Source organism: Alloprevotella sp. (assembly GCF_057240785.1).
On record NZ_DBHHRH010000038.1, the window covers coordinates 147765 to 173529 of the forward strand.

Here is a 25765-nt window from a genome sequence, read left to right on the forward strand (position 1 = left end):
CAAATTATTCCTTTACTTTTTTACGTTCACATCTATCGCTAACTTCGGTATTCTCGGGTCATTGGTAATGAGCAGAATACGACGGCGACCTTTGAACTGTAGTGTTGAATTATTTACAATAATTTTCATCTTTGCCTTCTCACCTGGTTTAATCTCTCGACGGTCGAGACTGACAGAGATTCCTGCATTATACACCTGCAAAGCACTCACAGAAAGTGGACTTTTCCCTTCATTCGACAAAAAGAGTTGAGTATGAAGTCGTTTCTTGTTTCCTAACGAACCGAGCTCTACATGCGTACTATCCAAGTGCGCAATGGGAGCTAATGCCAAAGTAGCTTCCGAATAATTATTGTCAGGAAGAAGCGTGACGCTCACATTTATTTCGTTGTTACGATTGATGCGCTCGCCCGTATAAGTGGAAAGATAAATGGAAGCCTGCGTTAAGCCCATACTCATAACTGCATCCGACTTTAAGGTGAGTCTTATTTTTGCTTTACGACCTGGATGAAGAACTGTGGGCTGAATATCAGCATCTAAATACTGAGGGAGGTGCATCAGCCCCAACGTCATAGGTTTCTTCCCTGCATTGAAAACCTCCACGGTACGTTCGGGACGATCGCCACGCCGCACATCATCAAACTCCACATTCTCCGTAGAGAGCCATTTGTCGCCAAGGTGAACAGGAAAGTTGTCTGCTTTACCTTCACTTGGCATCACCACATGGCCAACAAGATTGAGATAATAAGGATTCTCGCCTATATTGGTATAAACAGCAATACCTTTATAGAAATGTCCAAGAAGTTCAGCGTCATATTTAGCAATAATCTTGCCCTCCGCTCCTGGAGCTATCGAGGTTTGGTCCCAACTCACCAACGTGCAACCGCAATCTGGTTCCACAGCCTTTATCTCCAATGGCTGGTTGCCTGTATTGCGAACACGAAAAATAGTTTGTGCTGGATTACGCCACATGATTTGACCAAAATCGTGCTGGGTCTCAGAAAAACTAATTCTTGGCTGAGCCTGCATCCCGAGGGAGAAAAGAGCTGCAGCAAGAGATAAAAATATATACTTTCTCATTGTTTCTTTTGCGGGTTGATAAAAAGCCACAGAACACTGTGTACTGCGCAAAATTAGTCATTTTTCGCCATGTGACTTTGCAAATATGAGAGAACTTTCATATTTTTGTACTCTCTCAAACTTAGATTTTACCCCACTCTCTGTAGAGGTAGTGAAATCTTACACTTATAAAAAAACGTATGAAATTTATATCTTGGAATGTGAATGGACTAAGAGCTTGCGATGGAAAAGGTTTCCGCGAAGCTTTTAGAAACCTAGACGCAGACTTCTTTTGCTTGCAAGAAACAAAAATGCAGGCGGGACAACTCGATATCAACTTTGAAGGGTACGAAAGTTACTGGAACTACGCTGAGAAAAAAGGCTATTCGGGAACGGCTATCTTTACAAAACATCATCCGCTCAATGTGACCTACGGATTGGGCTGTGAGGAACACGACCATGAGGGACGTGTTATCACGCTGGAAATGGACGACTTTTTCCTAATTACGGTTTATACTCCAAACTCTCAAGATGGGTTGCGCCGCCTTGACTATCGCATGACCTGGGAAGATGCTTTCCGAGAATACCTCTTGGAGTTGAACAAGAAGAAGCCTGTGATTGTTTGTGGCGACTTGAATGTAGCTCACCAAGAAATAGATCTTAAAAACCCGAAGACCAATCGTCGCAATGCAGGTTTTACGGACGAAGAGCGCGAAAAGATGACACAGCTTCTTAATGCTGGCTTTACTGATACTTTCCGCTTTTTTAATCCCGACTTGACGGGAGCTTACTCATGGTGGTCTTATCGCTTCCGTGCTCGAGAAAAAAATGCGGGGTGGCGTATCGACTATTTCCTCGTCTCCAACAGTCTGAATGACAAGTTAGTTTCAGCTTCCATCCACAATGAGATTTTTGGTTCGGACCATTGTCCAGTTGAAGTCGTATTGAAGTAATACATAAATATATAAGCAAGGACAAACAGAGGGAAATTTTCCTCTTTTTTATCCTTCCACATTATAAGAACAAGCTATGAAAGAATTCTTCAAATATGTTTTAGCAACTGTTGTCGGCATTATGCTCGTAGGGATTTTCTCTTTCTTTATGGGGCTCATGATGCTCGTATCATTGGCTATCTCCGACAATCAGAAACCAATGATTGAAGACAATAGTATTTTGAGAATATCTCTTTCTGGAACGATTTCAGATCGCGCCAGCAGCAATCCATGGGCGATACTATTAGGCAACGACTTAGCTGAGCAACAAGGTCTTGACGATATGATCAAAGCTATCAAAGTGGCCAGCGAAGACGAAGATATTAAAGGTATCTACATTGAAGGAGGTATGCTCCAATCCGACTTTGCCACGCTGCAAGAACTCCGCAAAGCTCTGTTAGATTTCAAGGAGAGCGGTAAGTTTATCATTGCTTATGGCGAAAACTACACACAAGGAGCTTACTATGTGGCATCTGTGGCCGATAAAGTATTGGTTAATCCTAGCGGAATGGTGGATTGGCACGGCCTCGCTGCTCAACCCGTCTTCTATAAAGACCTCATGGAAAAAGTGGGCGTCAAGATGCAAATTTTCCGTGTTGGCACTTACAAGAGTGCCGTTGAACCTTATATGCTCTCTGGTATGAGCCCCGCCAATCGCGAAATGACGCAATCTATGCTCAACAGCCTATGGGGAAATATCTGCAAGGAGGTATCCGCATCTCGACATATCTCAATCGACAGTCTCAATGCTTATGCGGATCGCTACCAAGCTTTAGCAGAGCCGAGCAACTATGTGAAGCAGAAACTCGTGGATGGTTTGGCCTATATTGATGAAGTACGCAAAACTTTGCGCGATCAGCTCGGCGGACAGAAAGTGAATCTTGTTGAAGCTTCAGAACTAGCGAAACTCTATGAAGAAGGTTCTTCGTCCTCCAAAATTGTTGTTTATTACGCTTCAGGAGAAATCTTTGGAGCGGAAGGGAATATGAACGGACTGAATGGTGAGCAAATTATCGGTAAGAACGTTGTTGAAGATTTAGATGCTCTTGCTAACGATAAGGATGTAAAAGCCGTTGTACTTCGCGTGAACTCACCGGGAGGTTCAGCTTATGCTTCAGAACAAATTTGGCACGCTGTTGAACTACTCAAAAAGAAGAAACCTGTTGTTGTTTCTATGGGCGGTTATGCTGCCAGTGGCGGCTACTACATCAGTTGCGGTGCCGATTATATCATTTCCGAACCTACGACACTCACAGGTAGTATTGGCATTTTTGGTATGGTTCCTGATGCTTCTGGTTTGCTCGAAGGGAAACTCGGTTTACATTTCGATGCTGTCAGCACCAATAAAGCCTATGATCTGGAACCAGCAACGGGACACCTTTCTCCAGCAGCAGGTGCAGCTATGCAAGCCTATGTTGACAGAGGGTACAAACTTTTCATCAGTCGTGTTGCAGCAGGCCGACACATGACAGCACAACGCGTTAATGAAATAGGACAAGGACGTGTATGGACTGGTCAACAAGCATTAGCACTCAAACTTGTCGATCGCTTAGGAACACTTGACGACGCTATTGTAGAAGCAGCTAAGCGCGCGAAACTCATCGATTATGAAGTAACCACTTCCGATATTGAAACGAACCTCTTCAGTGATTTTCTTTCTAACGTACAAGAGGACTATCTGGAACGTAAATTAAAAACAGTATTGGGCACATACTATGATCCTCTGCGCTTTGCAGAAAGTATAAGAGGCAGAGACGCTCTCCAAGCGCGTATGTTCTTTGAGCCCAACCTGAAATAACACACACAAACGGCTCCATGCGCCCTCTGCCCCACCCTCGATTATGGCCGTGGCTACTTCCTGTAAGTTGGCTCTACGAGTTTGTGACAACCCTACGAAACAAAGCTTTCGATTGGGGGTGGTTGCCACAGCAACGTTTCTCTGTCCCTGTTATTACCGTAGGGAATCTCGCGGTAGGTGGTACGGGGAAAACGCCTCACACGGAGTACTTGCTCCGCCTCTTAGAACAAAAGTTCCGAGTAGCTACGCTTAGTCGCGGATATGGTAGAAAAAGCAAGGGATTCAGAATAGTAGAACAAGAAAGTACTGCTGCCGAGAGCGGTGACGAACCGCTACAGATGAAGCATAAATTTCCTTGCGTGGCAGTGGCAGTGGATGAAAATCGGCGTCGAGGAATTCAGCAACTACTTTCACGCATTCCCATCCCAGAGGTGTTCATCCTCGATGATGCCCTGCAACACCGCTATGTGCAAGCGGGGCTCAACATTTTGCTCACCGACTATTCGCGGCTCTATACTCGCGATCTCGTTCTCCCTGCAGGCCGGTTACGCGAAGCCCCCCAAGGAGCTAAACGCAGCAATATCATCATTGTGACAAAGTGCCCTGAAGATCTAAGCAGACAAGAAGCAGCGGTCATTCGACGAGAGTTACACGTACAACCAGAGCAACACTTGTTCTTCACCACCTTTCGCTACCGCCACCCCTACCCTGTTTTCGGAGCAGAATCTGATGGAACACTGCAAGGAAGTCGTGTACTGGCCATCACTGGCATTGCGCATCCTGAACCCATGTTCAAACAATTGGAAGAAGAAGGCGCAGAAGTCACTCCGTTAACCTTTCCAGATCATCACACTTTCAGCGATAATGACATCAATCGCATCAACAAGACTTTCAACGAACTATGGGAGCCTCCCTGCCTAGCTATCACAACAGAAAAGGATGCCGCTCGCTTACGCGATATGGCAGGACTCAGTCCGCTACTCAAAGTTCACCTCTTCGCTCTTCCTATTGAAGTCGACTTCCTCCTGGGAGGAGAACCTGCTTTTAAGAAACTCATCTTTTCATATCTCGACAAACAAAATAAATAATCATCATAATAATGAACATTAAGATTTACATCGAACAAGTTAAGGAGACTGCACAATGGATTAAGGAGCACACAAAGTTGCGCCCTCTCACAGCTATTGTTCTCGGCACTGGACTCGGCCACTTGGCTGAAGAAATTGATATTGTAGACGAGATTCCCTACGACCAAATCCCCAACTTCCCCGTTTCAACAGTGGAAGGACACAGCGGCCGCCTTCTCTTCGGCCACCTCGGCGACAAAGAGGTGATGGCGCTTGAAGGACGTTTCCACTACTATGAGGGATACAACATGCAGCAGGTCACTTTCCCCCAACGCGTTATGGCAGAACTCGGCATCCGCTCTCTCTTTGTCAGCAACGCCAGCGGAGGTACAAATCCAGACTTTGAGATTGGCGATTTGATGCTGATCACAGATCATATCAACTTCCAACCGGAACATCCTCTACACGGCCCCAACTACCCCGGTGGCCCTCGCTTTCTTGACATGCACGAAGCTTACGACCATGAGTACCTCGAATTGGCACGCAGCATTGCGCGTGAGAAAGGCATCAAAGTTGTCGAAGGCGTTTATCTTGCCGATCAAGGCCCCACCTATGAAACGCCAGCAGAATACAAGATGTACCGCATCCTCGGTGCTGATGCTGTCGGCATGAGTACAGTTCCTGAAGTCATCGTTGCCCGCCATGCTGGCATTCGCTGCTTTGGTGTGAGTGTCATCACCGACTTGGGCGTTGAAGGAAAGATTGTAAACATCACTCATGAGGAAGTGCAACGCGCCGCAGACGCTGTGCAGCCACTTATGGCAGACATCTTCCGCGAAATGGTGAAACGCATTGATTAACGCAACCTTTTGGATATAGAATATAAGATTTGTGTAAAAACCTCTCCATATTGCCTCACCTCATCAAAGGGGGAAAGCAATCAACAAGAGTCACCCACTGTAACTTTTCTCCGCTATATCCGTCTTACCAATAAGTGTGCGCATTATTGCGCCTACAATACATGACAAAAAAAGAAAGAACAAAATGAAAAAGATTCTAATTCTCATGGCTGTAGCACTGGGTTTCACATCAACCAGTTGTGCACGTACAGCTCCAAAAGCTGAAGCAGCCGAAGCCACGCAGGTAGAAACAACTACAGGCGTTCCCTCTACAGTAAAAATAGTCCCAACAAGCATCACTGGCGGACAAGCAATCATTGATGCTATCAAAGCCAACTATCCTAACAAAGTTGTCCTCATCGACATTTGGGCCACTTGGTGCCCTCCGTGCCGTGCAGCACTCAAGGATATTGACGCCATCAAACCCACCTATCAAAACAAGGGCGTTGTCTTCGTTTATCTCACAGGCGAAACCTCTCCTCAAGATAAATGGCAGGCTATGATTCCCAGCATCTCTGGCGATCACTACCGCCTCACGAAGCAGCAGTGGCAAAACCTTTGCACAGATCTCAACATTCCTGGTATTCCTGCTTATGTCCTTCTCAACAAGGATGGTAGCGTAGGTTTCTCCAACCTCACTGAGGGCGGATATCCTGGCAACGATGTTATTCAGAACAATCTCGAAGTTGCTATTTCCAAATAAATAAGTACAACTTCCCTCTCTATATAAAACACGGAAAGAGCAGAATTGCTTTTCCGTGTTTTTTATATTCCACAGTCAGTTCCCATATTTGTTTCCACAAAATAATCGTATCTTCGCGCCAAAATCAGAACTATGTTAGCAATTTTCATCAATGTCCTCGCCATTATTGCAGGTGGCTTTGTTGGTTCTATCACCAAGCGCAGCCTCAACGTGAAGTATCTCAATGCTCTTGCTACGGGTATGGGTATCGCCATCTTAGTGATGGGTATCAATGTAGCCATGCAAAATATGAGCAAGAGTGACAACCCTGTACTTTTTATCTTTTGTCTGGCGGCTGGTGGCCTTATCGGTACCATGCTAAACCTTGACGGCAACATGGAACGTGCAAGCAAAAAAATACAGAGCAAAAAGTCGAAAATAGATGGCGCCCCTTCGGTGGCCGAAGGTATTACGACAGCCACATTGCTCTGCTGCGTGGGCACGCTTGCCATGATGGGCCCCATACTCAGCGCAATCTATGGCGATGACACCTATCTTTACACCAATGCCACGCTTGACTTCGTCACCCTCGTTATTGTAGCTTCCACCTATGGGTTTGGTTCGGCGCTCTCCAGCATCCCCGTGTTGCTTTGGATGTCATTCTTCTATTTCATTGGATGGATGTTCAAAGGCTCTATCTCTATGTCGCCCGACTCTTTGAGCGCACAAATCATCACCGAAACCAACATCGTGGGCGGCGTCCTTATCGCTGCAGCAGGTCTGGGAGTTCTCCACATCAAGGACTGCAAGACGGTTAATCTCCTTCCCTCTCTCTTGCTCCCCATGATTTATCTTTGCATCCGTAGTCTGTTCTAAAAAAGAGGAAGAGGTAGAATAAAATAAAATACTATAAACACAATAGCAATGGGAACAGTAAGGACAACCCCCGTAGTAGTTACCGATATGAAAAAAAGAGTAGAAGATATTCTGATGTCGGTTTCATGGCGTGACTTTGCCAGCACCTACTTTCAGAAATCTTCATCCTGGTTTTATCATAAGATGGACGGCATCGATGGCAACGGAGGTGTAGGAGGCTTCAACCCACAAGAAGCCGAGCAGATGCGTGATGCACTTATCGATCTATCTAACCGCATTCGTCGCGCTGCAGAAAAAATTTAGGCGAAGTTCTCATTGACCTTTCAAAACAAAAGTGGCCCGTAGGCAACGGGCCACTTTTTTGTCTCAACGAAAAAGTAGCGGAACGTTAAAAACTTTAGTCTCACAAAATAAATGCTCAAACCTTCGCCTCTAACGTTTTATTTTGACTATCGCTGCAACAAGATTCTGCTCATGGCCAAACATGCACAGACTGCAAGTTCTAAAAAGGATGTATGCTGCAATCGAAGTAGTGGTACAGAAGAGCAAGATTACTCACGCCTCCAATCTATCATTGTGTGTATAGTCCTTATTGACAACTCCACCGGCTGTATCTTTCACTCTCCCCTCCCAGAAAAACTTATTTTTTGTTGTCACGTTATCGCAGAGGGCGAAAAGTATTGATATATAATTACTTAATGGCGTTAGCTGACGCAACAAGAATGTCAGCGGATATCCTTATTGTATCTGAAAACGCAATAAGGATATAGGCGCTTGAGCAGATTCATTTCGTGCTTCTCCTCATAGAAGAAGATAATAAAATCGCTCACATCTGTCCGTGAGTTTAATTGCCGCCAGATTTGCCCATATTAGAACCGCTTTCTTGTGAGGAACTACCCGTCTTAACATCTGAATTTTCAATGCTTCGAGCCGTTTTCTTCACCACTGCTCGCAATTTGCCGAAGCGCCAACTAATGCCAAGAGAAATTCTCGAAAGACCGTGAATCACATAACTCTCCGAACTTCTGAACATCGTTGTCTGAGTCGTATTTTTCAATGTTTGTCGAGGATTGAAGATATTGAAACCATTGAGTGTAACTGTCAAACGGTCTTCCTCAAGAAAAGAGCGAGAAAGATCCAGGAAATAGTATTTGAACTCAGAACCTTGTCCTTGCAGACTAATATCGCCCCAAGTAGCACCTGCACCAAGAGCAAATTTTAGTTTCCAGGGTAAGTCTTGTCGAAGCATCGCAAAGATATTGCCCGAAAAGCCATAATTATGGTCGCTTGTCCTATAAGATTTCAAATCTGAGTATTTCAGATTTCCGTTCAATGTAAAAGCTGTCGATTTCCATGGGTTCACATTCAGATAAGTATCAAAACTCCATTGCTTAGAATGTAGGAAATTGCCACTTGTTGAATGCTCCACACCATCTTTCATAAAACTATAGAATGTCAAACCATTATACGATGTAGAATAAGTTGCAGAAAAATTAACACTAAACTTTTGACTAAACAGACTATAATTCAGTTGAAAATTATGCGCTGTCTCACTCTCCAAATTGGGGTTACCATAGCTTATTTTCTCGGGGGAAAGATGATTAACATACGGAGAAAGGTAGTAAATATCTGGACGACCGATACGCAAGTTATAGCCAAGACGAAGTAGCTGTGTATCGGTTAGATTATAGCCCAGATTCAAACTGGGAACCCAGTCATTGAGCCGCGTAGAAAAAGCCGCACGAGTCCCATTGGGATAGGTCACACGAATATGAGAACTCTCAAAACGAAGCCCCGAACGGAGAGAGAAACGTTTCAACCTATAGATGTATTCCGTGTAGCCCGCCGAAATATCCGTACGATGGCGATAAAGCAAGCTTTGAGCGACATCAGGTAAGAAATCTGTTGCTGTCCCTGCCAAACGAGAGTATTCCTCATTATCAGAACGATTCAGGCGATAGATGTATTTTGCCCCGACAGACAGCGTATGATTCTCTCCGAGCGGAGAGGTAAAGTCGATCTGTGCTGTGTGTTCTTGCGATTTATTATCAGGGTCGATACGGCGATCTTTCAGCGCGAAAGGCACGCTTTGCAAATTGTCGTAAACATTGAGAGTCTTATTGTTTCTCAAATCCGAACTAAACCGATAAGAAACGGTCAAATTCTGATTTTCTTTACCAAACTGATGCTGATAGTCGACACTGGTGTTTATCCCATGATATCGACTGTCTCTATGGTTCACATTGTCATAAGAATAAACAGTCCCTGCATTTCCCGTCAGGAATGTTGAAGAAAGGCCATGTCCCTTCTGCCTGCCAGCATAAATACTACTACTAACACTCAGCAAATCATGCTTCGAAATATCATAACTGGCATCTAAGCCTCCAAAACCAGAAGTCCCATGATTATAGGACTCTCCTTTTGTTTTCAGCAAATGATTAACAGGATCAAGGATGAGTTCACGTTCAGATTCCGTCGTATTGCGCAACGAATTTTCGCCATTTACTCCTCCATGCGCAGAAAGCGTCAGTTTACCTATCTGCGCCATACCAAAAAAATTTCCTCCCCATCCGCGATTGCTCCAATAAAGCGTAGGCGTTACAGTATAACCAGTCGTTGTCGCCTCCGTGGCAGTGACGATATTCAGTATGCCCGATGTGCCTTCCGCATCATATTTTGCACCAGGATCGGTGATAACTTCCACTTTCTTTACTACGCTGGCGGGAAAACTCTTCAGAACCACCGACGGATTATCGCTCATCATCTTATTGGGCTTTCCGTTGACGTAAACCTTAAAGTTCGCTTTTCCATTGACAGTTATCTTGTCTTGCCCATCTACTGTAACGAGAGGCACCTTCCGAAGCATTTCCAACATGGTATTGGTCTGCGCATCAGGATCGTCACTCATACTGTAAACCAAACGGTCTATCTGACTTTTCACCAACGGACGAGCAGCTACTACTTCTGCCGTAGCCAACGACTTTCCTGCATCTTGAGTCAGAATAGTACCGAGTTCAACCACTTTGTCTGCATCCAGCACCAGTTCTTTCTTTGTTGGCAACTTGCCAATAATGGCTGTTTGCAAGATATATGTTCCTGGTTTTGTATAGTGCAAGGTAAACTTACCACGGGCATCCGTAGTCGCCACAACCAAAGGCTTTCCCTCTCCTTTGCGAAAGAGACGTACTGTGGCATAAGGCTCTTTCTGTTGGCTCAGTGAGTCCTGTACAACACCATGAATAGTATAATCACCTGCTACTTGTGCCGTAGCAAATATAGAACACGATAGTAAAGCAGCTATCAAAAATGTTTTTTTCATAAAAAAGATCTTTGAATCATTATGGCAAAGGTAAGAAAGAGTTTGTATTGATGCAAAATCTACAAAATAAAATCACACAAAATCAGTATAATACGTATATTATGCAAACAAAAGCAAGGGATTTGTCGAATAAATCAACGTTTCGACAAATCCCTTGCTGGATAAGAAAAGTATTGCTATTTGATATTTTCGCGAATGCGGCAGAGATAAGCATTTAGGCCGTCTTCGTCGCGGCGGTCTATAATTTCGAGCAGTTCCTTGAGTTCTGTTCGGATTTTCTCCACCTGCCGCCCTGTGCGCGGGTTAAACAAAATTTCGCGCAGGAGTGTGTCATCCTCACTGAGCACCCCTCGAGCAATGACCAAATGGCGTTTGAAGGTGGTGCCTGGTGCATCTTGATGCTTCATTACGGCAGCAAAGGTGAAAGTAGAGACAAACGGAATGGACAAGGAGTAAGCCACCGTTTCATCGTGTTCTTCGAATGTATATTCGCAGATGTGCAAACCGAGCCGACTGTACAGATCGCGAAAGAAGATACGCCCCATGTAGTCGCCCTCATTGATAATGATGGCGTTCTCTTCTGTCAATTTTCCTAAGTTGGCAAATGTCGGGCCAAACATGGGGTGTGTGCTGACATAGCGTTGTCCGCACTTTTCGTAGAATTCATGTAGCCCTGTTTTCACTGAAGCTATATCGGAGATAATGCAGTCGGGCGTGAGATGCGGTAATACTTCCTCGAAAACGCTCAACGTATATTTCAGCGTCACTGCATTGATAACGAGTTCGGGCTTAAACGCATCGATTTCTTCCAACTGCGTGAAGCGCTGCGTGTTATACATGAAGCGCAACCGCTTGGGGTTGATATCGTACACCGCTGTTTCGTGCTCAAAACTAAGAAGGTCTACAAAAAACGATCCCATCTTGCCTGCACCTAAAACTAAAATCCTCATAATTCTAAGTATATGTTCCTCGCCACCCCTTCAAAGCTACGGATGGCTTCCACAACACAATAAAGAACACGCTATTCCCCTTCTCATGCAATAAAAAGAGAGCGAGCATTTTCTCCTTTCTATTCTCGATTCAGTATGTCCACTTGCTGGCGCACGCTTTCTTCGTGGATAGCTTCAAAAACGGTTTTCATAAAATCGTTCGACATACCGCTCAACACGCCTTGCGCTCCGCGCTTGTTGATAATCTCACTGTAGCGCGCCGTTTGCACGATGGTCATATTGTGGTCTTTCTTGTAAGCGCCAATCTCTCTGCTGACGCGCATACGTTTTGCCAGCAGGCGGATGAGGTCGTTGTCGATGTGGTCAATCTGTTTGCGGAGTGCTTCGAGGTTCTCCGTGGAGGCAGCAGAGTCGCGAATCACAAGTTTGTCAAGGATAAAGTTGAGTACGTCGGGAGTCACTTGTTGCTTGGCATCGCTCCACGCTGCATCGGGATTACAATGCGATTCGATAATCAAACCATCGAAACCGAGATCCATAGCTTGCTGAGAGAGTGGAGCAATGAGTTCGCGGCGGCCGCCTATGTGACTGGGATCACCAAAGATGGGCAGATTGTGAATGCGGCGGCGCAATTCTATAGGTACGTGCCACATGGGCAGGTTGCGGTAGAGAGTTTGCTCGTAGGTCGAGAAACCGCGATGGATAACGCCCAAGCGTTTCAAGCCAGCTTGATTGAAGCGGAGCAGACCGCCTATCCAGAGCTCCAAATCAGGATTAACGGGGTTTTTACAAAGGATGGGGACATCCACGCCTTTCAAACTATCGGCCAGCTCCTGCACAGCGAAGGGGTTGGCCATTGTGCGCGCGCCTATCCAAAGGATGTCGATGCCGTATTTTAAGGCCAGTTCCACATGCGCAGCTGTAGCCACTTCCGTAGCGGTGAGCATCCCCACTTCTTCGTGTACTTCTTTGAGCCATTCCAAAGCTGGTTCGCCGTGACCTTCAAAGCCTCCGGGTTTTGTGCGAGGTTTCCACACTCCCGCACGATATATGCGTATGCCTTCAGCTGCCAATTGTTTGGCCGTGGTCATCACTTGTTCCTCACTTTCTGCCGAACAAGGACCGGCTATTACGGTGGGCCGATGTGTGGCATCTATTCCTTCCAGATTCAGAGGGGCTAATTCGAGTTCCATATTCTATCGTTATTTATTTCTATTTGTATTTATTCAAACACGGCTTGGATTCGGCGAAGGGCTTCTGCCATCTTTTCTTCTTTCGCACACAAACTGATGCGGATATAACGGCGTCCGTTGCTGCCAAAGATAAAACCGGGAGCCAGAAACACACGGGCTTCGTGGAGTACTTTTTCCGTGAGATCTTCTACATCGGCGTAATCGTCGGGTATGCGCCCCCAAACGAACATACCAACGGAATCGGTATCGTACTTGCAGCGGAGCGTGTCCATGATTTGCCAAGCCAAGCGACGGCGGCGGTCGTAGGTGGCGAAGTTGTTTTCGCTGTGCCATTCATCGGAGTTGTCGAAGGCTTGAACAGCCGCCAACTGCAAGGCGCGGAATGTGCCGGAGTCTATATTACTCTTTACTTTCAATATCCATTTTGTCCACTCGGCGTTGGTCACACACATTCCCACGCGCCAGCCTGGCATGTTGTGGCTCTTCGACATCGAATTGAATTCAACACAATGCTCTTTTGCTCCTTCCACTTGGAGCAGGCTCATAGGTTCGTGGTTCAGGATGAAACTATAAGGATTGTCATTGACAACTACTATGGCGTGACGGCGAGCAAAGTCAACAAGACGCTCGTAAGTATTCCGCAGAGCAGGTGCTCCCGTTGGCATGTGGGGATAATTGCTCCACAGCATCTTCACGCCCGTCAAATCCATTTTTTCCAGCTCGTCGAAATCGGGCTGCCAATCATTCTCGGATTTCAGATTATAATAGACCACCTCAACGCCCAGCAGCGTGGGCAGAGCAGTATAGGTGGGATAACCAGGATTGGGCACAAGAATTTTATCGCCAGGATTGCAGAAAGCCAGCGTAACGTGGAGAATGCCTTCCTTTGAGCCAATGAGCGGTTGCACCTCCGTGTCTGGATTCAGACTAACGCCATAAAAACGCTCATAGAAGTTGGCCATCGCCATGCGCAGTTCTGGTATGCCGCGGGTGGGCTGATAGCCGTGGGCTGAAGCTTTGCGCGCTTCGGTGCAAAGCACTTCGATGGTTTCCTTTGAGGGCGGATTGTCCGGACTCCCTATTGCGAGCGAAACCACGTCCTTTCCTTCGGCGTTCATGTGTGCCACTTCTGCGCATTTCCTCGAGAAGTAGTATTCACTGACTGCTGAAAGGCGGTTGGCGGGTTTAACTTTCTGAGCAGTATCCATAATGTGCGGTAGTTTATGTGTTGGTCTGTTTTATTTTCCTTCGTATTCTCCGAGAATCCTCAACTGTCGGGTCAGTGGGCGCACGGCATCTATGCTTTGGCGGTAGCGGTGGAAATCGGAATAGCTCACGTCGACATAGAAAAGGTATTCCCATTCTCGTCCAATGATGGGGAGCGACTGAATCTTTGTCAAACTGAGGTGATAGAAACTAAAGATGCTCAACACCTGGCTCAAACTGCCTTCAGCATGAGGCAGAGAAAAGACGATGGAGGCTTTGGTGGAGCGGTGAACATTCCGCAGGGTCTCAGCGGCCCAAGTATTACTGAGCACGAGGAAGCGGGTGTAGTTGTGCTTGTTGTCCTCTATGGAGCGTTCCAGAACTTTTAGGCCGTAGAGTTCGGCTGCATCGGCGTGGCAGATGGCGGCGTGTCCATGGAGTTGCATCCGTGCTATTTTCTCCGCCGCACCTGCCGTATCTTCGGCCTCCACCACTTTCAGATGGGGACGGTGAGAAAGGAAGTGGCGACATTGGGCCAAAGCCACAGGGTGTGAGTTCACTTCCTTCAGCATCTCAGGACTATCGTCGGGCAAACACATCAAACTGTGCTCTATATGGAGCTTGTGTTCTCCCACAATGGTCATGCCGCTCTGCTGGAGCAGTTCGTAGTTGTGGAGCAAACTTCCTGCTATGGTATTCTCTATGGCTACCAGTGCGAGCAAATCGTTGTCCTGCCGAGTCTGTGCAAACAAACTTTCAAACGTATCGCAGCAAACGAGCTCTATCTCCTCACCAGCAAAAAACTGATGGGCTGCAATGTCGTGGAAAGAACCTTTGATGCCTTGTATCGCTACTCGTTTCATTTTCTTTGTCTTCTTTCGGTGGTGGATAGGAACTGAAAGATAATAAAAAATCCCGCTCTATCGGGCGGGACATTTAATAGGTTTCATTTTCTTATTTTATGCATACGACATCCCGCTTCACTTGTTCAGCAAAGTAATAATAAAAGTAAAAGTTAAAACCTTTATTGGGTGTCATATATCTATCGAATGTACTTGTTAATGCTGCAAAGGTAGTACTTCATACGGACGCACCAAACAAAAACAAGTTTTTTTTCTAAGAAAGCCTAAAGAAACTTATCTTTTCCTCTTTTCGCCCCAAGAACACTTTATGACAAAGAAGCCTTCTGTCTATTTTCGTCAAGAAATCTCTTATTCTATTGACCTGAGAATGGCTCGAAATCCAACTTGAAACAAAGTTATTCTCAGACCTGTCCGACTCATCCGCCCCATCCACTAAGGATGTTTGAGGATACAATAAGACAATCCGCGAACATCCTTATTGCTTCGGCTAACACAATAAGGATATTGGCGAACACGATAAGGAAAATGATGGAAGAGGATAGAGCATTTTTCAACAAAAAGGAGAAAAACGCGTCTTTTTCCCTCCGAAACAGAGTTTTTTGCGCACATCCTCATAGCTTCGCTTTGAGGATTTTTGAACAGATACCGCGCATTTTTATTTTCTTAACATCTATTTTGTGTTTCACCAATGTAAAGATAATACGCACCAAAGAGAGCATTCAACCTCTCTCATGTACTGACAGATAGTAGCCTTTTAGGGGTATTTCTGCATGTAAAAGACGTTAATAGAAAGGAAGGAAACAAACTTTTGCTTAACTTCGCAGCACTATGCACGAAGAAATACAGGATTTCATTGATGCGCTGGAAAGCTACATCAATACCGCTCTACGCGAAAGCTTAGAACCGGCCGAATACACGCATGAAGCGTTGGAAATTGTGGATGCCCGCAATCATTTGTTCCGCTCTGCTGGTGAGCGCGCCACAGATGAGGAAGCCAACATCTATGCGCTACGCGATCTCCTGCACATCGATGTTGACACACTTGAGACACAAGTGAACCGGGCAAGGCTCAGAGCCGTGGCTCGAAACTATTTTAATGACTAACAGATCAAAAACAGTATGGAAGAAAATATTAAATATCACCACCAACTCCCTATTCAGCTTCGCTTCAACGATGTTGATCGCTACGGCCATGTGAATAACAATGCCTACTTCTCTTTCTATGATTTGGGCAAGGTGGATTATTTCAATTTAGTTTTGAAAATCTACAACGGGAAGCCGGATGTAGTACCTGTGATTGCTAACATCAATGCGGACTTCATAGCTCCTGTTCTCTATGGTGATGATATTGTCATGGAAACTTGTGTGAGCCATGTGGGGCGTAAGAGTTTCACGCTTGAGCAAAGGGCCATCAACCGAAAAAACAACAACGTGGTTTGCCATTGCCGTTCTGTTATGGTGTGTTTCTCACTAAAAGACCAAATCTCGGTAGAAGTCCCCGACTCTTTCCGCCGTGCCATCGAGGAGTTTGAACATACAAAATTCCCGCTCGAGAAATAAGAAAACCTCTCCTAATGCCCTGCTCCAGTAGGGCATTACCTATAAAATTAAACTTTCACTCATGTCACAAGTCATAACCTATACGCTGGACATCCGCAAAGACATCGACCGACTTTGCTCTGAGAACTACGACCAGATGTTTATCCTGACAGACGACACAACGGAGCTACTCTGTCGCCCCTTACTCGGACACATAAATGGCCTTGAGAAAAGCATCGTTATCCCAGCTGGCGACGACAACAAGACATTGGAAACCGTCAGCAAAGTATGGACGGAACTGCAACAGCGCAAAGCCAGTCGCCACTCGCTGCTCATCAATCTGGGCGGAGGTATGGTCACGGACCTCGGAGGCTTTGCGGCCTCCACCTTCAAACGAGGGATAGACTTCGTTAACATACCCACAACGCTGCTTGCCATGGTCGACGCGGCCGTTGGAGGTAAGACGGGCATCAATTTCAATGACTTCAAAAACGAAATAGGCGTTTTCCGCGATGCTCGAGAGGTTATTATCGACACTTCCTTCCTGCGATCGCTCGACAGCCAGAACCTGCGTTCGGGTTATGCTGAGATGCTGAAACATTCCTTGCTGAAGGATACCGCTATGTGGGCAAGTCATGTAACATTCGACCTTTGCAAACCTAATTTTGTGCAGCTCCAAGAAATGGTGCGTCAAAGCATCGAGGTGAAACGTGCCGTTGTGGCTAAAGACCCAACAGAGAAAGGCATCCGAAAAGCCCTCAACTTGGGGCACACCTTCGGTCATGCATTCGAATCGCTGGCGATGTTGCAACAGCGCACGGGACTTCACGGTTACTTTGTGGCTTGGGGACTTATCTGCGAACTCTATCTGAGTTGCTCCCAAGGTTTCCCTATCGACAAGATGCGGCAAACGGTTCGCTACATTCGTGAAAACTATGGAAATTTTCCTTTTAGTTGCAACGACTACGAACATCTCTATCAGCTGATGCTTCACGACAAAAAGAATGTGGGAAATGTTATCAACTTCACCCTACTGCGTGATGTGGGCGATATTCTCATCGACCAACACGCCACGAAAGAAGAAGTGTTTGAAGCCTTCGATTTTCTGCGAGAAGGCTGAGAGAATTCTGTCGGAATAGAGCCGACATCATTTTGATTCAGAAAACTAAAAATAGATATAACAATGAAAAAAATCGTACTTATCGTAGCTTTGCTGGCAGGTATCATGCTGCCCTCTACGGAGGTGGCACAAGCTACTACAACTCTTTCACAAAACAATACATCCGATCAACCCAGCGCCGAACAGTTAAAACGCCTCGGTTTGGCCAATGCGCAGCTCACTTCAGTACGCAAAGGCATTTGGAGCGTTAGTCTAAACGGCCAGAGAGCGGGGTACGTCATCAACAGTTCCTCTTACGCGAAGAAAGTGACCGGCTACAACGGATACACTCCCGTACTTGTTTACGTCAACAAGGCGGGTAAGGTGGAACACATCTATACATTGCCCAATCAGGAAACTCCCAAATTTTTTAAGATGGCTTCTGCTAATCTGATCAAATGGAAAGATGCTAGCGCCAAGAAGGATGCCAACATGCAGGTAGATGCTGTCAGTGGAGCTACTTATAGTAGCAATGCCTTGAATAAGAATGTTCAGGCAGCTCTCGCAGCTTATAATAAGTATTGCAAGTAATGTCTAACGGATGAATATTCCAAAAAAGAAACAGATAGGCACTGCTGGCAAAACGCGCTGGACAGATCTTTTGTCACAAGCGGTTTCGCTGATGATTGTGTTCTTGATGCTGGCCTCCGTAGCCCTTACATCGGGCCGGCTCTTTGGAAAAGACATCACAGCAAAAGCTACATCGCAGGCGGAAGCCGCACCTACTTACTCCTTGCCCACGCCGCAGGAATTGGCAGATTTGGGGTATCCGAACGCAACTCTATCCGAGCGCGATTCAGCTATATGGGATGTAACGACAAGTGATGGAAAATCCGTCGGCAGACTCTACAACTCGGCGCGCTGGGGTAAGAACATCATTGGCTTTGCAGGTCCTACACCGCTCTTCATACTGACCGACACCAACGGGCGAGTACTCCATATAACAGCACAAGCCAACCAGGAAACGGAAGGTTACTTCGGGCAAGCGTCACAGTTGCTCCACGCCTGGAATGGAAAGACTCCGGCTGAAGCTCTGAGCCAGAAAGTGGACGCCATAAGTGGTGCCACTTATTCGTCGCGGGCTATTATCGGTAACGTACAAGCCACTTTTTCGGCATTGGAAACGGGAAGTTCTGCAATAGGTAAGGCTCCGTTGTTGGGCTGGACAAAGACGGTGGTGGTCATTGCCGTGATGCTGTTCGGCATCCTTGCTGCATGGAAATTTAGAGGAAACAAGCGCGTGCGCATCACGATGTTGGTGCTCAATGTCCTTGTACTTGGTTTTTGGACGGGGCAGTTTATTTCTCTCTCGCTCCTGCGAAGCTGGATGGAGAACGGAGTTGATTGGATAGGTGCCCTTCCTGCTGTAGCAATGGTGGCTTTTGCCATTCTGCTCCCCTATTTTGGTCGTAAGAATTTCTATTGCACATGGGTTTGCCCTTATGGTAGTTTTCAGGAGCTGGCTTGGATGCTTCCGCTTCCCAAGATCAAAGTAAACGCAAAAGTATTCCGCCGAATGAAACAACTGCGCATCGTGGTGCTGGGGATTATCCTGCTGATGCTTTGGATGGGCATAGGTGCGGAAATCTTAAACTACGAACCGTTTACAGCCTTTATGTTCACGAGCGCTCCTATCGGCGTGGTGATTTTCTCGGCCGCGTTCGTTGTTCTGAGCCTCTTCGCCCCACGCCTCTGGTGTCAAGCTCTCTGCCCCGTAGGCATGTTGCTCAACACAGCTGAAGATCGCACCATCCCAACAAAGAAAGTGAAGAAATAAAGCCGCACAACAACGACTGAGAGTATCACAACTTCAAACACAATCGTCAAATCTATATGAACAAGTATAAAATCATTTCGTTCTTCCTTGCCATCGCTCTGCTGGCAGCAGAAGCGCGCCTTTTCATGGGTAATAATGCGCAAGAGGTGAGCACTTCCGAGGCTGTATTTCAGAACATATTGACGCGTAGCTCTATCCGAGAGTACACCACAGCGCCCGTGTCGCGCACCATGCTTGATTCGCTCTGCCGCGCAGCTATGGCAGCTCCAACAGCCATGGACAAACGCCCTTGGAAGTTTGTTGTCATCGACGACAAAGCTGTGCTGCAAGAACTGACTAAAGCTCTACCCTACGCTCAGGCTTTGAAAACGGCTCCCGCAGCCATAGCTGTTTGTGGCGATCCTACTCTCATGGACAAAGAGCATAAACCTACGGAATGGTGGGTGGAGGACTGCTCCGCAGCCACAGAGAACATGCTGCTCGCTGCACATAGTTTAGGACTGGATGCAGTATGGTTGGGCGTTTATCCAGCCGAGACGCTCGTAACTTCAGTTAGTAACACTTTGAAACTTCCTTCAAATCTGAAGCCACTCTGCATTGTTGCACTCGGCCATCCTAAAGGTGATGCTCAGCCGAAGAATAAATACGTGAAAGACAACATACGCTACAACGTGGGAGACTTCCCCGGTGCGCAAGCAGGAGAGGAAGAGGAAAGCACAGAAGGCGGAGGTTTCTAAGCCGCATAATCCAACTTACAAAAAGAGATGTGACATTTTGTTGCATCTCTTTCTCATTTTTAGACCGAATTATTATGCGAGTAAAAATAATCTCGTAAATTCGCGCCTATGTTAATCATCTTGTCAACTTCCCTTACGCAAGAAATGAAGACAACCGAAACGCTCACTTCATCGGAACTTTACAGTCAAAGATACCCCAAGGATAGCGGCAGCCATAAGCAGCAATGTTTCAACGCTGGTAGGCTTTGCGCATTAACAGCTTACTCGTGGCAATCAATCTGAAAGACTAAAAATAAAATACCAATATGAAAAAGACCTCCAAAGTAAGTATCTTCACCAAAATTCCTTCAGGTGTCATTTGCTTAGTCCTTATCACCGCTCTGTTCTGTTATATGGGCAGCAAAATGGGTGCAGCAAATATGCTCAACACCATTATGAAGACGGCGCACGACTTATTACTCAACACGTGCTTCTACCTGATGGCCATCTGCGTCATTACGGGAGCTATCGGCAAACTCTTTGTGGAGTTTGGCGTAGTGGACATGCTCGAAAAACTCTTGCGTCCACTCATGCGTCCGCTATTCAACTTGCCTGGCGTGGCCTCTTTGGGAGCGGTCTTGACTTTCCTGTCCGACAATCCAGCCATCATCACGCTGTCCAAAGACAAGCGGTTTGCCAGCTACTTTAAGAAATACCAATTTATTTCCCTCACCAACTTCGGTACAGCCTTCGGAATGGGCCTCATCGTTATCATCTTCATGATTGGGCAAGGCTTTTTCATCGAACCTCTTATCGGACTCTTCGGTGCCTTCTGCGGGTGCATCGTTTCCACACGACTAATGCAGCGCTTCATTATCAAGAAGTACCCCAACTTTGCCGAAGAGAGCGCCGTAGTAAACCCCGAAGCACGCGAAGGCCAGCGCGCTTTGGCTGCACAAGTGGAACACCAAGAAGAAAACGGCATATTCTTACGCACCCTGAATGCACTGCTCGACGGAGGGCGTTCGGGCGTCGACATCGGTATTGCCATTATCCCCGGCGTACTCATCATCTCCACGCTCGTTATGATGCTGACCTTTGGCCCTGCTGCATCGGGCCAATACTCTGGCGGAGCTTACGAGGGAACTCAACTGCTGCCCATGCTGGCCGATAAAGTGGACTGGCTCTTTGACTGGCTCTTCGGCTTTTCCGATCCCCATCAGATTGCTTTCCCTATCACGGCACTTGGAGCTGTTGGAGCGGCCTTAGGACTTGTACCTAATTTTGCACAACACGGTTGGCTCGACGGAAATGCTATTGCCGTTTTCACGGCCATCGGTATGTGCTGGAGCGGATTCTTGAGCACACATACGGCCATGCTTGACTCACTGGGTTACAGAGAGCTTACGTCGAAGGCTATCATCTCACATACTTTCGGCGGCATTGCAGCTGCTCTCGTGGCGCATTGGATTTACCTACTGACAACTCTTATTTGATAATAGAACGAAAAGACATAAAACTAAATGGGATTCTTCAAAAACCTCTTTGGAACTTCCGAACCTAAAACGGAAACCGATCAAAAGAACGACACAGAAAAGATGTTCAATATTTTCCATGACGACGGCGTGCGCGCCAAGAACATGGGTGAACTCAAATTTGCAGAACAGTGCTTCACAAAAGCTCTGGAGATTCGCGATGATGCACCTACGCGCAGCTATCTGGTGGAAGTGCTCATCCTTCTTCAACAGTACGACGAGGCAGTGCCGCAACTCCAACATTTGCTGGATGCTGCCCCCGACAATCTCGAAGTAGCCCTCCTCTTGGCTAGCACCTACGGACGGACAAAGAACTACGAATCAGAACAAGCTCTTACCGACAAAATCAGAGAGCAGCATCCCGATGAGCCTCGCGCCCTCTATTTTGCGGGCGAAGCTGCACATGGGCTGGGACAAGACTTTCAGGCCATCGCTTTCCTCACGCAGGCTCTTCAACAGGAAGAACATTATCCAGCCGCTCTCCTACTTCGCGCGCAGATTCTGGCTTCTATGGGACAATACAACGAAGTGCTCGCCGATGCCGAAGCTCTTTTGGCGCTCGACAATGAGAATGAAGAATACCTTCTGCTTCATGCAGATGCTTTGCAAGGCACAGGCCGCGACACAGAAGCCGAGGAGGCGTATCTAAAAGTGCGCGAAATGAATCCTTTCAGTATGGAAGCGATGGAGAAATTAGGGGCATTCTATGCTCTCCACCATCAGTTGGATAAGGCTTTGGCTCTCTACGATGAGGCCATAGAGTTGCAGCCCGACAACGCCGTTGCCTACAAACTTCGCGGGGCTGTAAAGCTCCAGCTCAACGACAAACTCGGCGCTGAAGACGACCTAAAGAAATCTTTAGAGCTCCAACCGGAGAGCGCGAAAGAACTTGACGGTGAATACTCCAATATCGAAAACAAGATGGAACAACGCTATCGGGCACAGAATCCATTCCAGTTCTAAACATCCCTATCATGAACGAATTTCCAAAACACTTGCTTGCGCTGGCCTTCTTCAATCTCATCCCGGCCCTGCTTAGCGTGTTCTTTCTCTTTGGGGGAGCCACCATTGGCTATAGCCCAAACGCCATTCTCTCCTTTCTGTTCTACCTTCTGAGTAACCTGCTGTGGATTATCCCTGTCAGCACTTTCTTTTTTGGCCTTAACGAGTTCCGTCGCGGTTATGAGAAACGCAGTCTTGCCCTTCTCATCGGTGGGTTTCTCTTTACCATCGGCGACATTCTCTTTCTGATTCTCAGATAAAGACAGAGCACTCACAAAACAGATAATTTCAATCTTATATTACTTCTTCACGCCTGCTGAAATGCCCTATGTTTCAGTGGGCGTTCTTCTTGAAAACTGGAACAAAACAGAGATAGAAAACTGCCCGATATTTTTACAACAGGATAGAACAAAATAGAATCAGAATCGCTGCCTTCTGCTCATTCGTTTCTCAAAAATCGAACAAAAAAGGATTGATTTTTGAAAACACACCTCAAAAATATGCGCCAACAACATAAAAAGAGGGACTAAAAGCCTCGTCTAAGGATTTTCTGGCCTTATCTCATCCAAAAACAGAATAAGGCTGCCAGCCGACTTCCTTATCGCGTGGGCTGACGCAATAAGGAAATTATCAAACATCCTTATTGTATTCTCAAACATCTTTATCGGACTGGTCGGAAGAGGCGGACTGATTGGAGAATTACTTTACGAGAACTTGGATTACAAGCCATTCTCACAGCCATAAAATAAGAAGTTTGTTTACAAAACAAAAGCAGCTACCTCAGAAGAAGTAGCTGCTTTAAAAAAGGTACAAACCTATGAATTCAATTTAGTAGTGTATTCAGATTCAAAATTAGGTGTGAAAAAATCAGAACCTAAACGCTGTTGGATTTCTTCAGGTGAGAAGAAACGCCCTCCGTCCAATTCGTCGGAAGGATGAGGCTGCGCAGCAGTTGTAGTGCGAAAGACATTCACAAGTTCGCGCTCTCGGCTGGACTCAAAGATATAACTGGTCACAAATTCGGGCTGGTAATCCGTAGGACGAAGGCCCAATTCCTCCCAAACCTCCCGCGCCAAAGCATCCTCTATACTCTCGCCAAAATCTACGTGTCCGCCACACGCCGTATCCCATCTCCCTGGCTGTATGTCCTTCCAGTCGGGACGCCTTTGCAGGAACAGTTCTCCTTTTGTATTGAACACATGGAGATGAACCACGGGGTGGAGCAATTTAGACCCATCGTGGCAATGACCGCGCGAGGCTTGTCCAACAACATGCCCCGCTTCATTAACTATGGGAAATATCTCGTTTTTGTTTTCTTCCATTTTTTCAGCAGTTGGGTATGCCTTCTTTCGTCAGCAAGACAAAGAAGGCAGAACACATCAAAAGTTGAGCAAACAGCCGTCGCCGTAGGAAAGGAAACGGAAGTCGTGCTCCAGCGCATAGTTGTAGATGCGCCGCCAATCTCCTTTGACAAAGGCCGAAACGAGCAAGAGAAGAGTGGACTGCGGCTGGTGGAAATTCGTTATCATCGTCCGCACAACGTGGTATTCATAGCTCGGAGCAATCATTATCTGCGTGCTGGTGTGGAGCGTAGGTAGATTGTTGCGCTCCAGATAGTCGAGAATGTTTTGCAAAGCCTGCAAGGTGGTGATCGGTTCAACAGTTTGCGCTGCATATTCATAGGGCATCCATTGCGGCACACGCAATTCTTCCTCGGTAGCATTAGGATGCTGCTGCAAGATTACGCCTATATAGTAAAGGCTCTCAAGGGTGCGCACCGATGTAGTACCTACAGCGATACATTGCCCGCCGTGAGCTATCAGTTTCTCTATCGAAGTGCGCGCCACAGCAATCCACTCACTGTGCATCGTATGCCCTTCGATTTCTTCGCTCTTGACAGGCTTAAACGTGCCAGCACCTACGTGGAGCGTAATCTCATCACGCTCTATGCCGTGGGCATCTAATTGTGACAACAACTCGTCGGTGAAATGAAGGCCAGCAGTGGGAGCTGCCACCGAACCTTTTATCTTAGAATAGACCGTTTGGTATTCTTCCAAATCCCGTTGTTCCGTATCGCGGTTCAAATATGGCGGTATGGGCAATTCACCTATCGCATCGAGAATCTCGGAGAAAGCAACGGTATCATCGTTCCAATCGAAAGTTACTTCGAAGCCCGTACCAGAAACTCCTCCGCGCTCGGCCGTCAGCGTGAGCAACTTATCTCCTACCTTGATTTCCTGCTCCAAACGTCCTTCTTTCCATTTCTTCATATTACCGATGAGACAAGTCCAAGTGACACGGCGCGTGGTGGAAAAGTTCACCTGATAGTCGGACGGCGTGTGCGGTTCGAGACAAAAGACCTCGATGAGAGCACCCGTAGCCTTGCGAAAATGAAGACGAGCATAGATCACCTTCGTATTATTGAACACAATGAGTTGTCCTGGCTGTAGATAGTTTGTCAGATTGTGGAAAACATCTTCTCTGATGCCTTCTTGATTATAAAGGAGCAACTTGGCCTCATCTCTTTTCTCGAGCGGATGTTTTGCAATGCGCTCGTCGGGCAAGTCGTAAGAAAAGTCTTTGATGTGTATATGTCGTGGATCTTGCATAAGTTGTAAGTTTTTTTCAGTCGGCAAAAGTAATCAATTCAACTGGTACAAACAAAAAGCACCTCCCACGTGGGGATGTGCTTGAGAGAGATAGGAAACGAAACAACGGAGGGAAAGTTAGTTGAGTACTTCCCACTCGATGAGCAATTTATTATCGCTCACATGACTTCCCGCTAAGAAGAGCGCATAGCTCACTTCCAAACGTCCACCCATCTCGGACATAGCAGCCTGATAGCGATGTGTGTGAATCTGCATAGGAAGTGTACCATGGGGAGTGATGTAGCGAGAATCTATACGCTCGCGTTCGGCAAAAGTCATACGCGAGCGCACCTGCCCCATACGCCGCAATTCAGCCTGCACCATATCGAAAAGAACATGAGTAGGACCGCCATTGTCAGCCTCGTTGTAGCTGAGCAGATGACGGTTGTCGTGAATACCCCAAGTGCCTTTGAATGTATTTTGAATCTTTTCAGTTTGTCCGCCAACATTTGTAATCAAGCGGGTATGAATGGTAACGGTTTGCATCT

25 protein-coding genes are annotated in these 25765 nt (G+C 46.6%); 16 read left to right on the forward strand and 9 right to left on the reverse strand.

Going from position 1 to position 25765, the window contains the following annotated elements:
* Positions 1-12 precede the first annotated feature (12 nt).
* Positions 13-1077, reverse strand: a complete 1065-nt coding sequence (locus tag ACO4R2_RS09745; protein WP_484770026.1) for a DUF1573 domain-containing protein — start codon at positions 1075-1077, stop codon at positions 13-15.
* Between the two features lie 179 nt (positions 1078-1256).
* Here ACO4R2_RS09745 and ACO4R2_RS09750 point away from each other — a divergent pair, with 179 nt between their 5' ends.
* The 7 genes from ACO4R2_RS09750 to ACO4R2_RS09780 all read left to right on the forward strand — a co-directional run bounded on the left by ACO4R2_RS09750 (position 1257) and on the right by ACO4R2_RS09780 (position 7673).
* Positions 1257-2009: an exodeoxyribonuclease III gene (locus ACO4R2_RS09750; RefSeq protein ID WP_484770027.1), complete on the forward strand. Its 753-nt coding sequence runs from the start codon at positions 1257-1259 to the stop codon at positions 2007-2009.
* Positions 2010-2085: 76 nt separating this feature from the next.
* Positions 2086-3846 (forward strand): signal peptide peptidase SppA, encoded by a 1761-nt coding sequence (sppA, locus tag ACO4R2_RS09755; protein ID WP_484770028.1) that lies wholly within the window; start codon positions 2086-2088, stop codon positions 3844-3846.
* 17 nt (positions 3847-3863) lie between these two features.
* Positions 3864-4934 (forward strand): tetraacyldisaccharide 4'-kinase, encoded by a 1071-nt coding sequence (gene lpxK, locus ACO4R2_RS09760; RefSeq protein WP_484770029.1) that lies wholly within the window; start codon positions 3864-3866, stop codon positions 4932-4934.
* Positions 4935-4945: 11 nt separating this feature from the next.
* Complete coding sequence (locus ACO4R2_RS09765; RefSeq protein WP_484770030.1) at positions 4946-5773, forward strand: purine-nucleoside phosphorylase; 828 nt, start codon at positions 4946-4948, stop codon at positions 5771-5773.
* A gap of 184 nt (positions 5774-5957) precedes the next feature.
* The gene (locus ACO4R2_RS09770; protein WP_311490656.1) at positions 5958-6515 is read left to right on the forward strand and encodes a TlpA family protein disulfide reductase; all 558 of its coding nucleotides are present in this window, start codon (positions 5958-5960) and stop codon (positions 6513-6515) included.
* A 132-nt stretch (positions 6516-6647) separates the two neighbouring features.
* Positions 6648-7370 (forward strand): DUF554 family protein, encoded by a 723-nt coding sequence (locus ACO4R2_RS09775; protein WP_311490655.1) that lies wholly within the window; start codon positions 6648-6650, stop codon positions 7368-7370.
* A gap of 48 nt (positions 7371-7418) precedes the next feature.
* Positions 7419-7673 carry a DUF5053 domain-containing protein gene (locus ACO4R2_RS09780; protein WP_315089861.1) on the forward strand — a complete coding sequence of 85 codons (255 nt, stop codon included), beginning with the start codon at positions 7419-7421 and terminating at the stop codon, positions 7671-7673.
* A 541-nt stretch (positions 7674-8214) separates the two neighbouring features.
* Here ACO4R2_RS09780 and ACO4R2_RS09785 read toward each other — a convergent pair.
* The 5 genes from ACO4R2_RS09785 to ACO4R2_RS09805 form a co-directional block, all read right to left on the reverse strand.
* Positions 8215-10689 carry a TonB-dependent receptor domain-containing protein gene (locus tag ACO4R2_RS09785; protein WP_484770031.1) on the reverse strand — a complete coding sequence of 825 codons (2475 nt, stop codon included), beginning with the start codon at positions 10687-10689 and terminating at the stop codon, positions 8215-8217.
* A gap of 176 nt (positions 10690-10865) precedes the next feature.
* Positions 10866-11639, reverse strand: a complete 774-nt coding sequence (locus ACO4R2_RS09790; RefSeq protein ID WP_484770032.1) for a prephenate dehydrogenase — start codon at positions 11637-11639, stop codon at positions 10866-10868.
* A gap of 119 nt (positions 11640-11758) precedes the next feature.
* Positions 11759-12832, reverse strand: coding sequence for a chorismate mutase (locus ACO4R2_RS09795; RefSeq protein ID WP_484770033.1), 1074 nt, complete (start codon positions 12830-12832; stop codon positions 11759-11761).
* Between the two features lie 29 nt (positions 12833-12861).
* Positions 12862-14040 (reverse strand): pyridoxal phosphate-dependent aminotransferase, encoded by a 1179-nt coding sequence (locus tag ACO4R2_RS09800; protein ID WP_484770034.1) that lies wholly within the window; start codon positions 14038-14040, stop codon positions 12862-12864.
* A gap of 30 nt (positions 14041-14070) precedes the next feature.
* Positions 14071-14901 carry a prephenate dehydratase gene (locus tag ACO4R2_RS09805; protein ID WP_484770035.1) on the reverse strand — a complete coding sequence of 277 codons (831 nt, stop codon included), beginning with the start codon at positions 14899-14901 and terminating at the stop codon, positions 14071-14073.
* Between the two features lie 828 nt (positions 14902-15729).
* Between ACO4R2_RS09805 and ACO4R2_RS09810 the strand changes: the two genes are divergently transcribed.
* From ACO4R2_RS09810 to ACO4R2_RS09850, 9 genes are all read left to right on the forward strand, one after another.
* Complete coding sequence (locus ACO4R2_RS09810) at positions 15730-16005, forward strand: hypothetical protein (RefSeq protein WP_315089849.1); 276 nt, start codon at positions 15730-15732, stop codon at positions 16003-16005.
* Between the two features lie 15 nt (positions 16006-16020).
* A complete protein-coding gene (locus ACO4R2_RS09815; protein ID WP_315089847.1) occupies positions 16021-16461 on the forward strand; it encodes an acyl-CoA thioesterase in 441 nt (146 codons plus the stop codon).
* A 61-nt stretch (positions 16462-16522) separates the two neighbouring features.
* A complete protein-coding gene (gene aroB, locus ACO4R2_RS09820) occupies positions 16523-17560 on the forward strand; it encodes a 3-dehydroquinate synthase (RefSeq protein ID WP_484770036.1) in 1038 nt (345 codons plus the stop codon).
* 63 nt (positions 17561-17623) lie between these two features.
* Complete coding sequence (locus tag ACO4R2_RS09825) at positions 17624-18130, forward strand: FMN-binding protein (RefSeq protein ID WP_484770037.1); 507 nt, start codon at positions 17624-17626, stop codon at positions 18128-18130.
* Positions 18131-18140: 10 nt separating this feature from the next.
* Complete coding sequence (locus ACO4R2_RS09830; RefSeq protein ID WP_484770038.1) at positions 18141-19376, forward strand: 4Fe-4S binding protein; 1236 nt, start codon at positions 18141-18143, stop codon at positions 19374-19376.
* A gap of 56 nt (positions 19377-19432) precedes the next feature.
* Positions 19433-20113, forward strand: a complete 681-nt coding sequence (locus tag ACO4R2_RS09835) for a nitroreductase family protein (protein ID WP_484770039.1) — start codon at positions 19433-19435, stop codon at positions 20111-20113.
* 305 nt (positions 20114-20418) lie between these two features.
* Positions 20419-21588, forward strand: coding sequence for a CD0519/CD1768 family membrane protein (locus ACO4R2_RS09840; protein ID WP_484770040.1), 1170 nt, complete (start codon positions 20419-20421; stop codon positions 21586-21588).
* 27 nt (positions 21589-21615) lie between these two features.
* Positions 21616-22590, forward strand: a complete 975-nt coding sequence (locus ACO4R2_RS09845; RefSeq protein ID WP_484770041.1) for a tetratricopeptide repeat protein — start codon at positions 21616-21618, stop codon at positions 22588-22590.
* A gap of 11 nt (positions 22591-22601) precedes the next feature.
* Positions 22602-22889 (forward strand): hypothetical protein, encoded by a 288-nt coding sequence (locus tag ACO4R2_RS09850; protein WP_484770042.1) that lies wholly within the window; start codon positions 22602-22604, stop codon positions 22887-22889.
* Positions 22890-23444: 555 nt separating this feature from the next.
* Here ACO4R2_RS09850 and ACO4R2_RS09855 read toward each other — a convergent pair.
* The 3 genes from ACO4R2_RS09855 to ACO4R2_RS09865 form a co-directional block, all read right to left on the reverse strand.
* On the reverse strand, positions 23445-23951 hold the full coding sequence (locus ACO4R2_RS09855; protein ID WP_484770043.1) for an NUDIX hydrolase: 507 nt from the start codon (positions 23949-23951) through the stop codon (positions 23445-23447).
* Positions 23952-24008: 57 nt separating this feature from the next.
* On the reverse strand, positions 24009-25238 hold the full coding sequence (locus ACO4R2_RS09860) for an S-adenosylmethionine:tRNA ribosyltransferase-isomerase (RefSeq protein WP_484770044.1): 1230 nt from the start codon (positions 25236-25238) through the stop codon (positions 24009-24011).
* A gap of 117 nt (positions 25239-25355) precedes the next feature.
* The gene (locus ACO4R2_RS09865; protein ID WP_484770045.1) at positions 25356-25763 is read right to left on the reverse strand and encodes a YwiB family protein; all 408 of its coding nucleotides are present in this window, start codon (positions 25761-25763) and stop codon (positions 25356-25358) included.
* Between the last annotated feature and the right edge of the window lie 2 nt (positions 25764-25765).

Coding starts and splice junctions, on each gene's coding strand:
- ACO4R2_RS09855 (WP_484770043.1), bottom strand. CDS start 23,951: ATGGAAGAAAACAAAAACGAGATATTTCCCATAGTTAATGAAGCGGGG.
- ACO4R2_RS09810 (WP_315089849.1), top strand. CDS start 15,730: ATGCACGAAGAAATACAGGATTTCATTGATGCGCTGGAAAGCTACATC.
- ACO4R2_RS09830 (WP_484770038.1), top strand. CDS start 18,141: ATGAATATTCCAAAAAAGAAACAGATAGGCACTGCTGGCAAAACGCGC.
- ACO4R2_RS09800 (WP_484770034.1), bottom strand. CDS start 14,040: ATGGATACTGCTCAGAAAGTTAAACCCGCCAACCGCCTTTCAGCAGTC.
- ACO4R2_RS09765 (WP_484770030.1), top strand. CDS start 4,946: ATGAACATTAAGATTTACATCGAACAAGTTAAGGAGACTGCACAATGG.
- ACO4R2_RS09790 (WP_484770032.1), bottom strand. CDS start 11,639: ATGAGGATTTTAGTTTTAGGTGCAGGCAAGATGGGATCGTTTTTTGTA.
- sppA (WP_484770028.1), top strand. CDS start 2,086: ATGAAAGAATTCTTCAAATATGTTTTAGCAACTGTTGTCGGCATTATG.
- aroB (WP_484770036.1), top strand. CDS start 16,523: ATGTCACAAGTCATAACCTATACGCTGGACATCCGCAAAGACATCGAC.
- ACO4R2_RS09775 (WP_311490655.1), top strand. CDS start 6,648: ATGTTAGCAATTTTCATCAATGTCCTCGCCATTATTGCAGGTGGCTTT.
- ACO4R2_RS09785 (WP_484770031.1), bottom strand. CDS start 10,689: ATGAAAAAAACATTTTTGATAGCTGCTTTACTATCGTGTTCTATATTT.
- ACO4R2_RS09745 (WP_484770026.1), bottom strand. CDS start 1,077: ATGAGAAAGTATATATTTTTATCTCTTGCTGCAGCTCTTTTCTCCCTC.
- ACO4R2_RS09780 (WP_315089861.1), top strand. CDS start 7,419: ATGGGAACAGTAAGGACAACCCCCGTAGTAGTTACCGATATGAAAAAA.
- ACO4R2_RS09845 (WP_484770041.1), top strand. CDS start 21,616: ATGGGATTCTTCAAAAACCTCTTTGGAACTTCCGAACCTAAAACGGAA.
- ACO4R2_RS09835 (WP_484770039.1), top strand. CDS start 19,433: ATGAACAAGTATAAAATCATTTCGTTCTTCCTTGCCATCGCTCTGCTG.
- ACO4R2_RS09770 (WP_311490656.1), top strand. CDS start 5,958: ATGAAAAAGATTCTAATTCTCATGGCTGTAGCACTGGGTTTCACATCA.
- ACO4R2_RS09805 (WP_484770035.1), bottom strand. CDS start 14,901: ATGAAACGAGTAGCGATACAAGGCATCAAAGGTTCTTTCCACGACATT.
- ACO4R2_RS09865 (WP_484770045.1), bottom strand. CDS start 25,763: ATGCAAACCGTTACCATTCATACCCGCTTGATTACAAATGTTGGCGGA.
- ACO4R2_RS09825 (WP_484770037.1), top strand. CDS start 17,624: ATGAAAAAAATCGTACTTATCGTAGCTTTGCTGGCAGGTATCATGCTG.
- ACO4R2_RS09860 (WP_484770044.1), bottom strand. CDS start 25,238: ATGCAAGATCCACGACATATACACATCAAAGACTTTTCTTACGACTTG.
- ACO4R2_RS09795 (WP_484770033.1), bottom strand. CDS start 12,832: ATGGAACTCGAATTAGCCCCTCTGAATCTGGAAGGAATAGATGCCACA.
- ACO4R2_RS09815 (WP_315089847.1), top strand. CDS start 16,021: ATGGAAGAAAATATTAAATATCACCACCAACTCCCTATTCAGCTTCGC.
- lpxK (WP_484770029.1), top strand. CDS start 3,864: ATGCGCCCTCTGCCCCACCCTCGATTATGGCCGTGGCTACTTCCTGTA.
- ACO4R2_RS09840 (WP_484770040.1), top strand. CDS start 20,419: ATGAAAAAGACCTCCAAAGTAAGTATCTTCACCAAAATTCCTTCAGGT.
- ACO4R2_RS09850 (WP_484770042.1), top strand. CDS start 22,602: ATGAACGAATTTCCAAAACACTTGCTTGCGCTGGCCTTCTTCAATCTC.
- ACO4R2_RS09750 (WP_484770027.1), top strand. CDS start 1,257: ATGAAATTTATATCTTGGAATGTGAATGGACTAAGAGCTTGCGATGGA.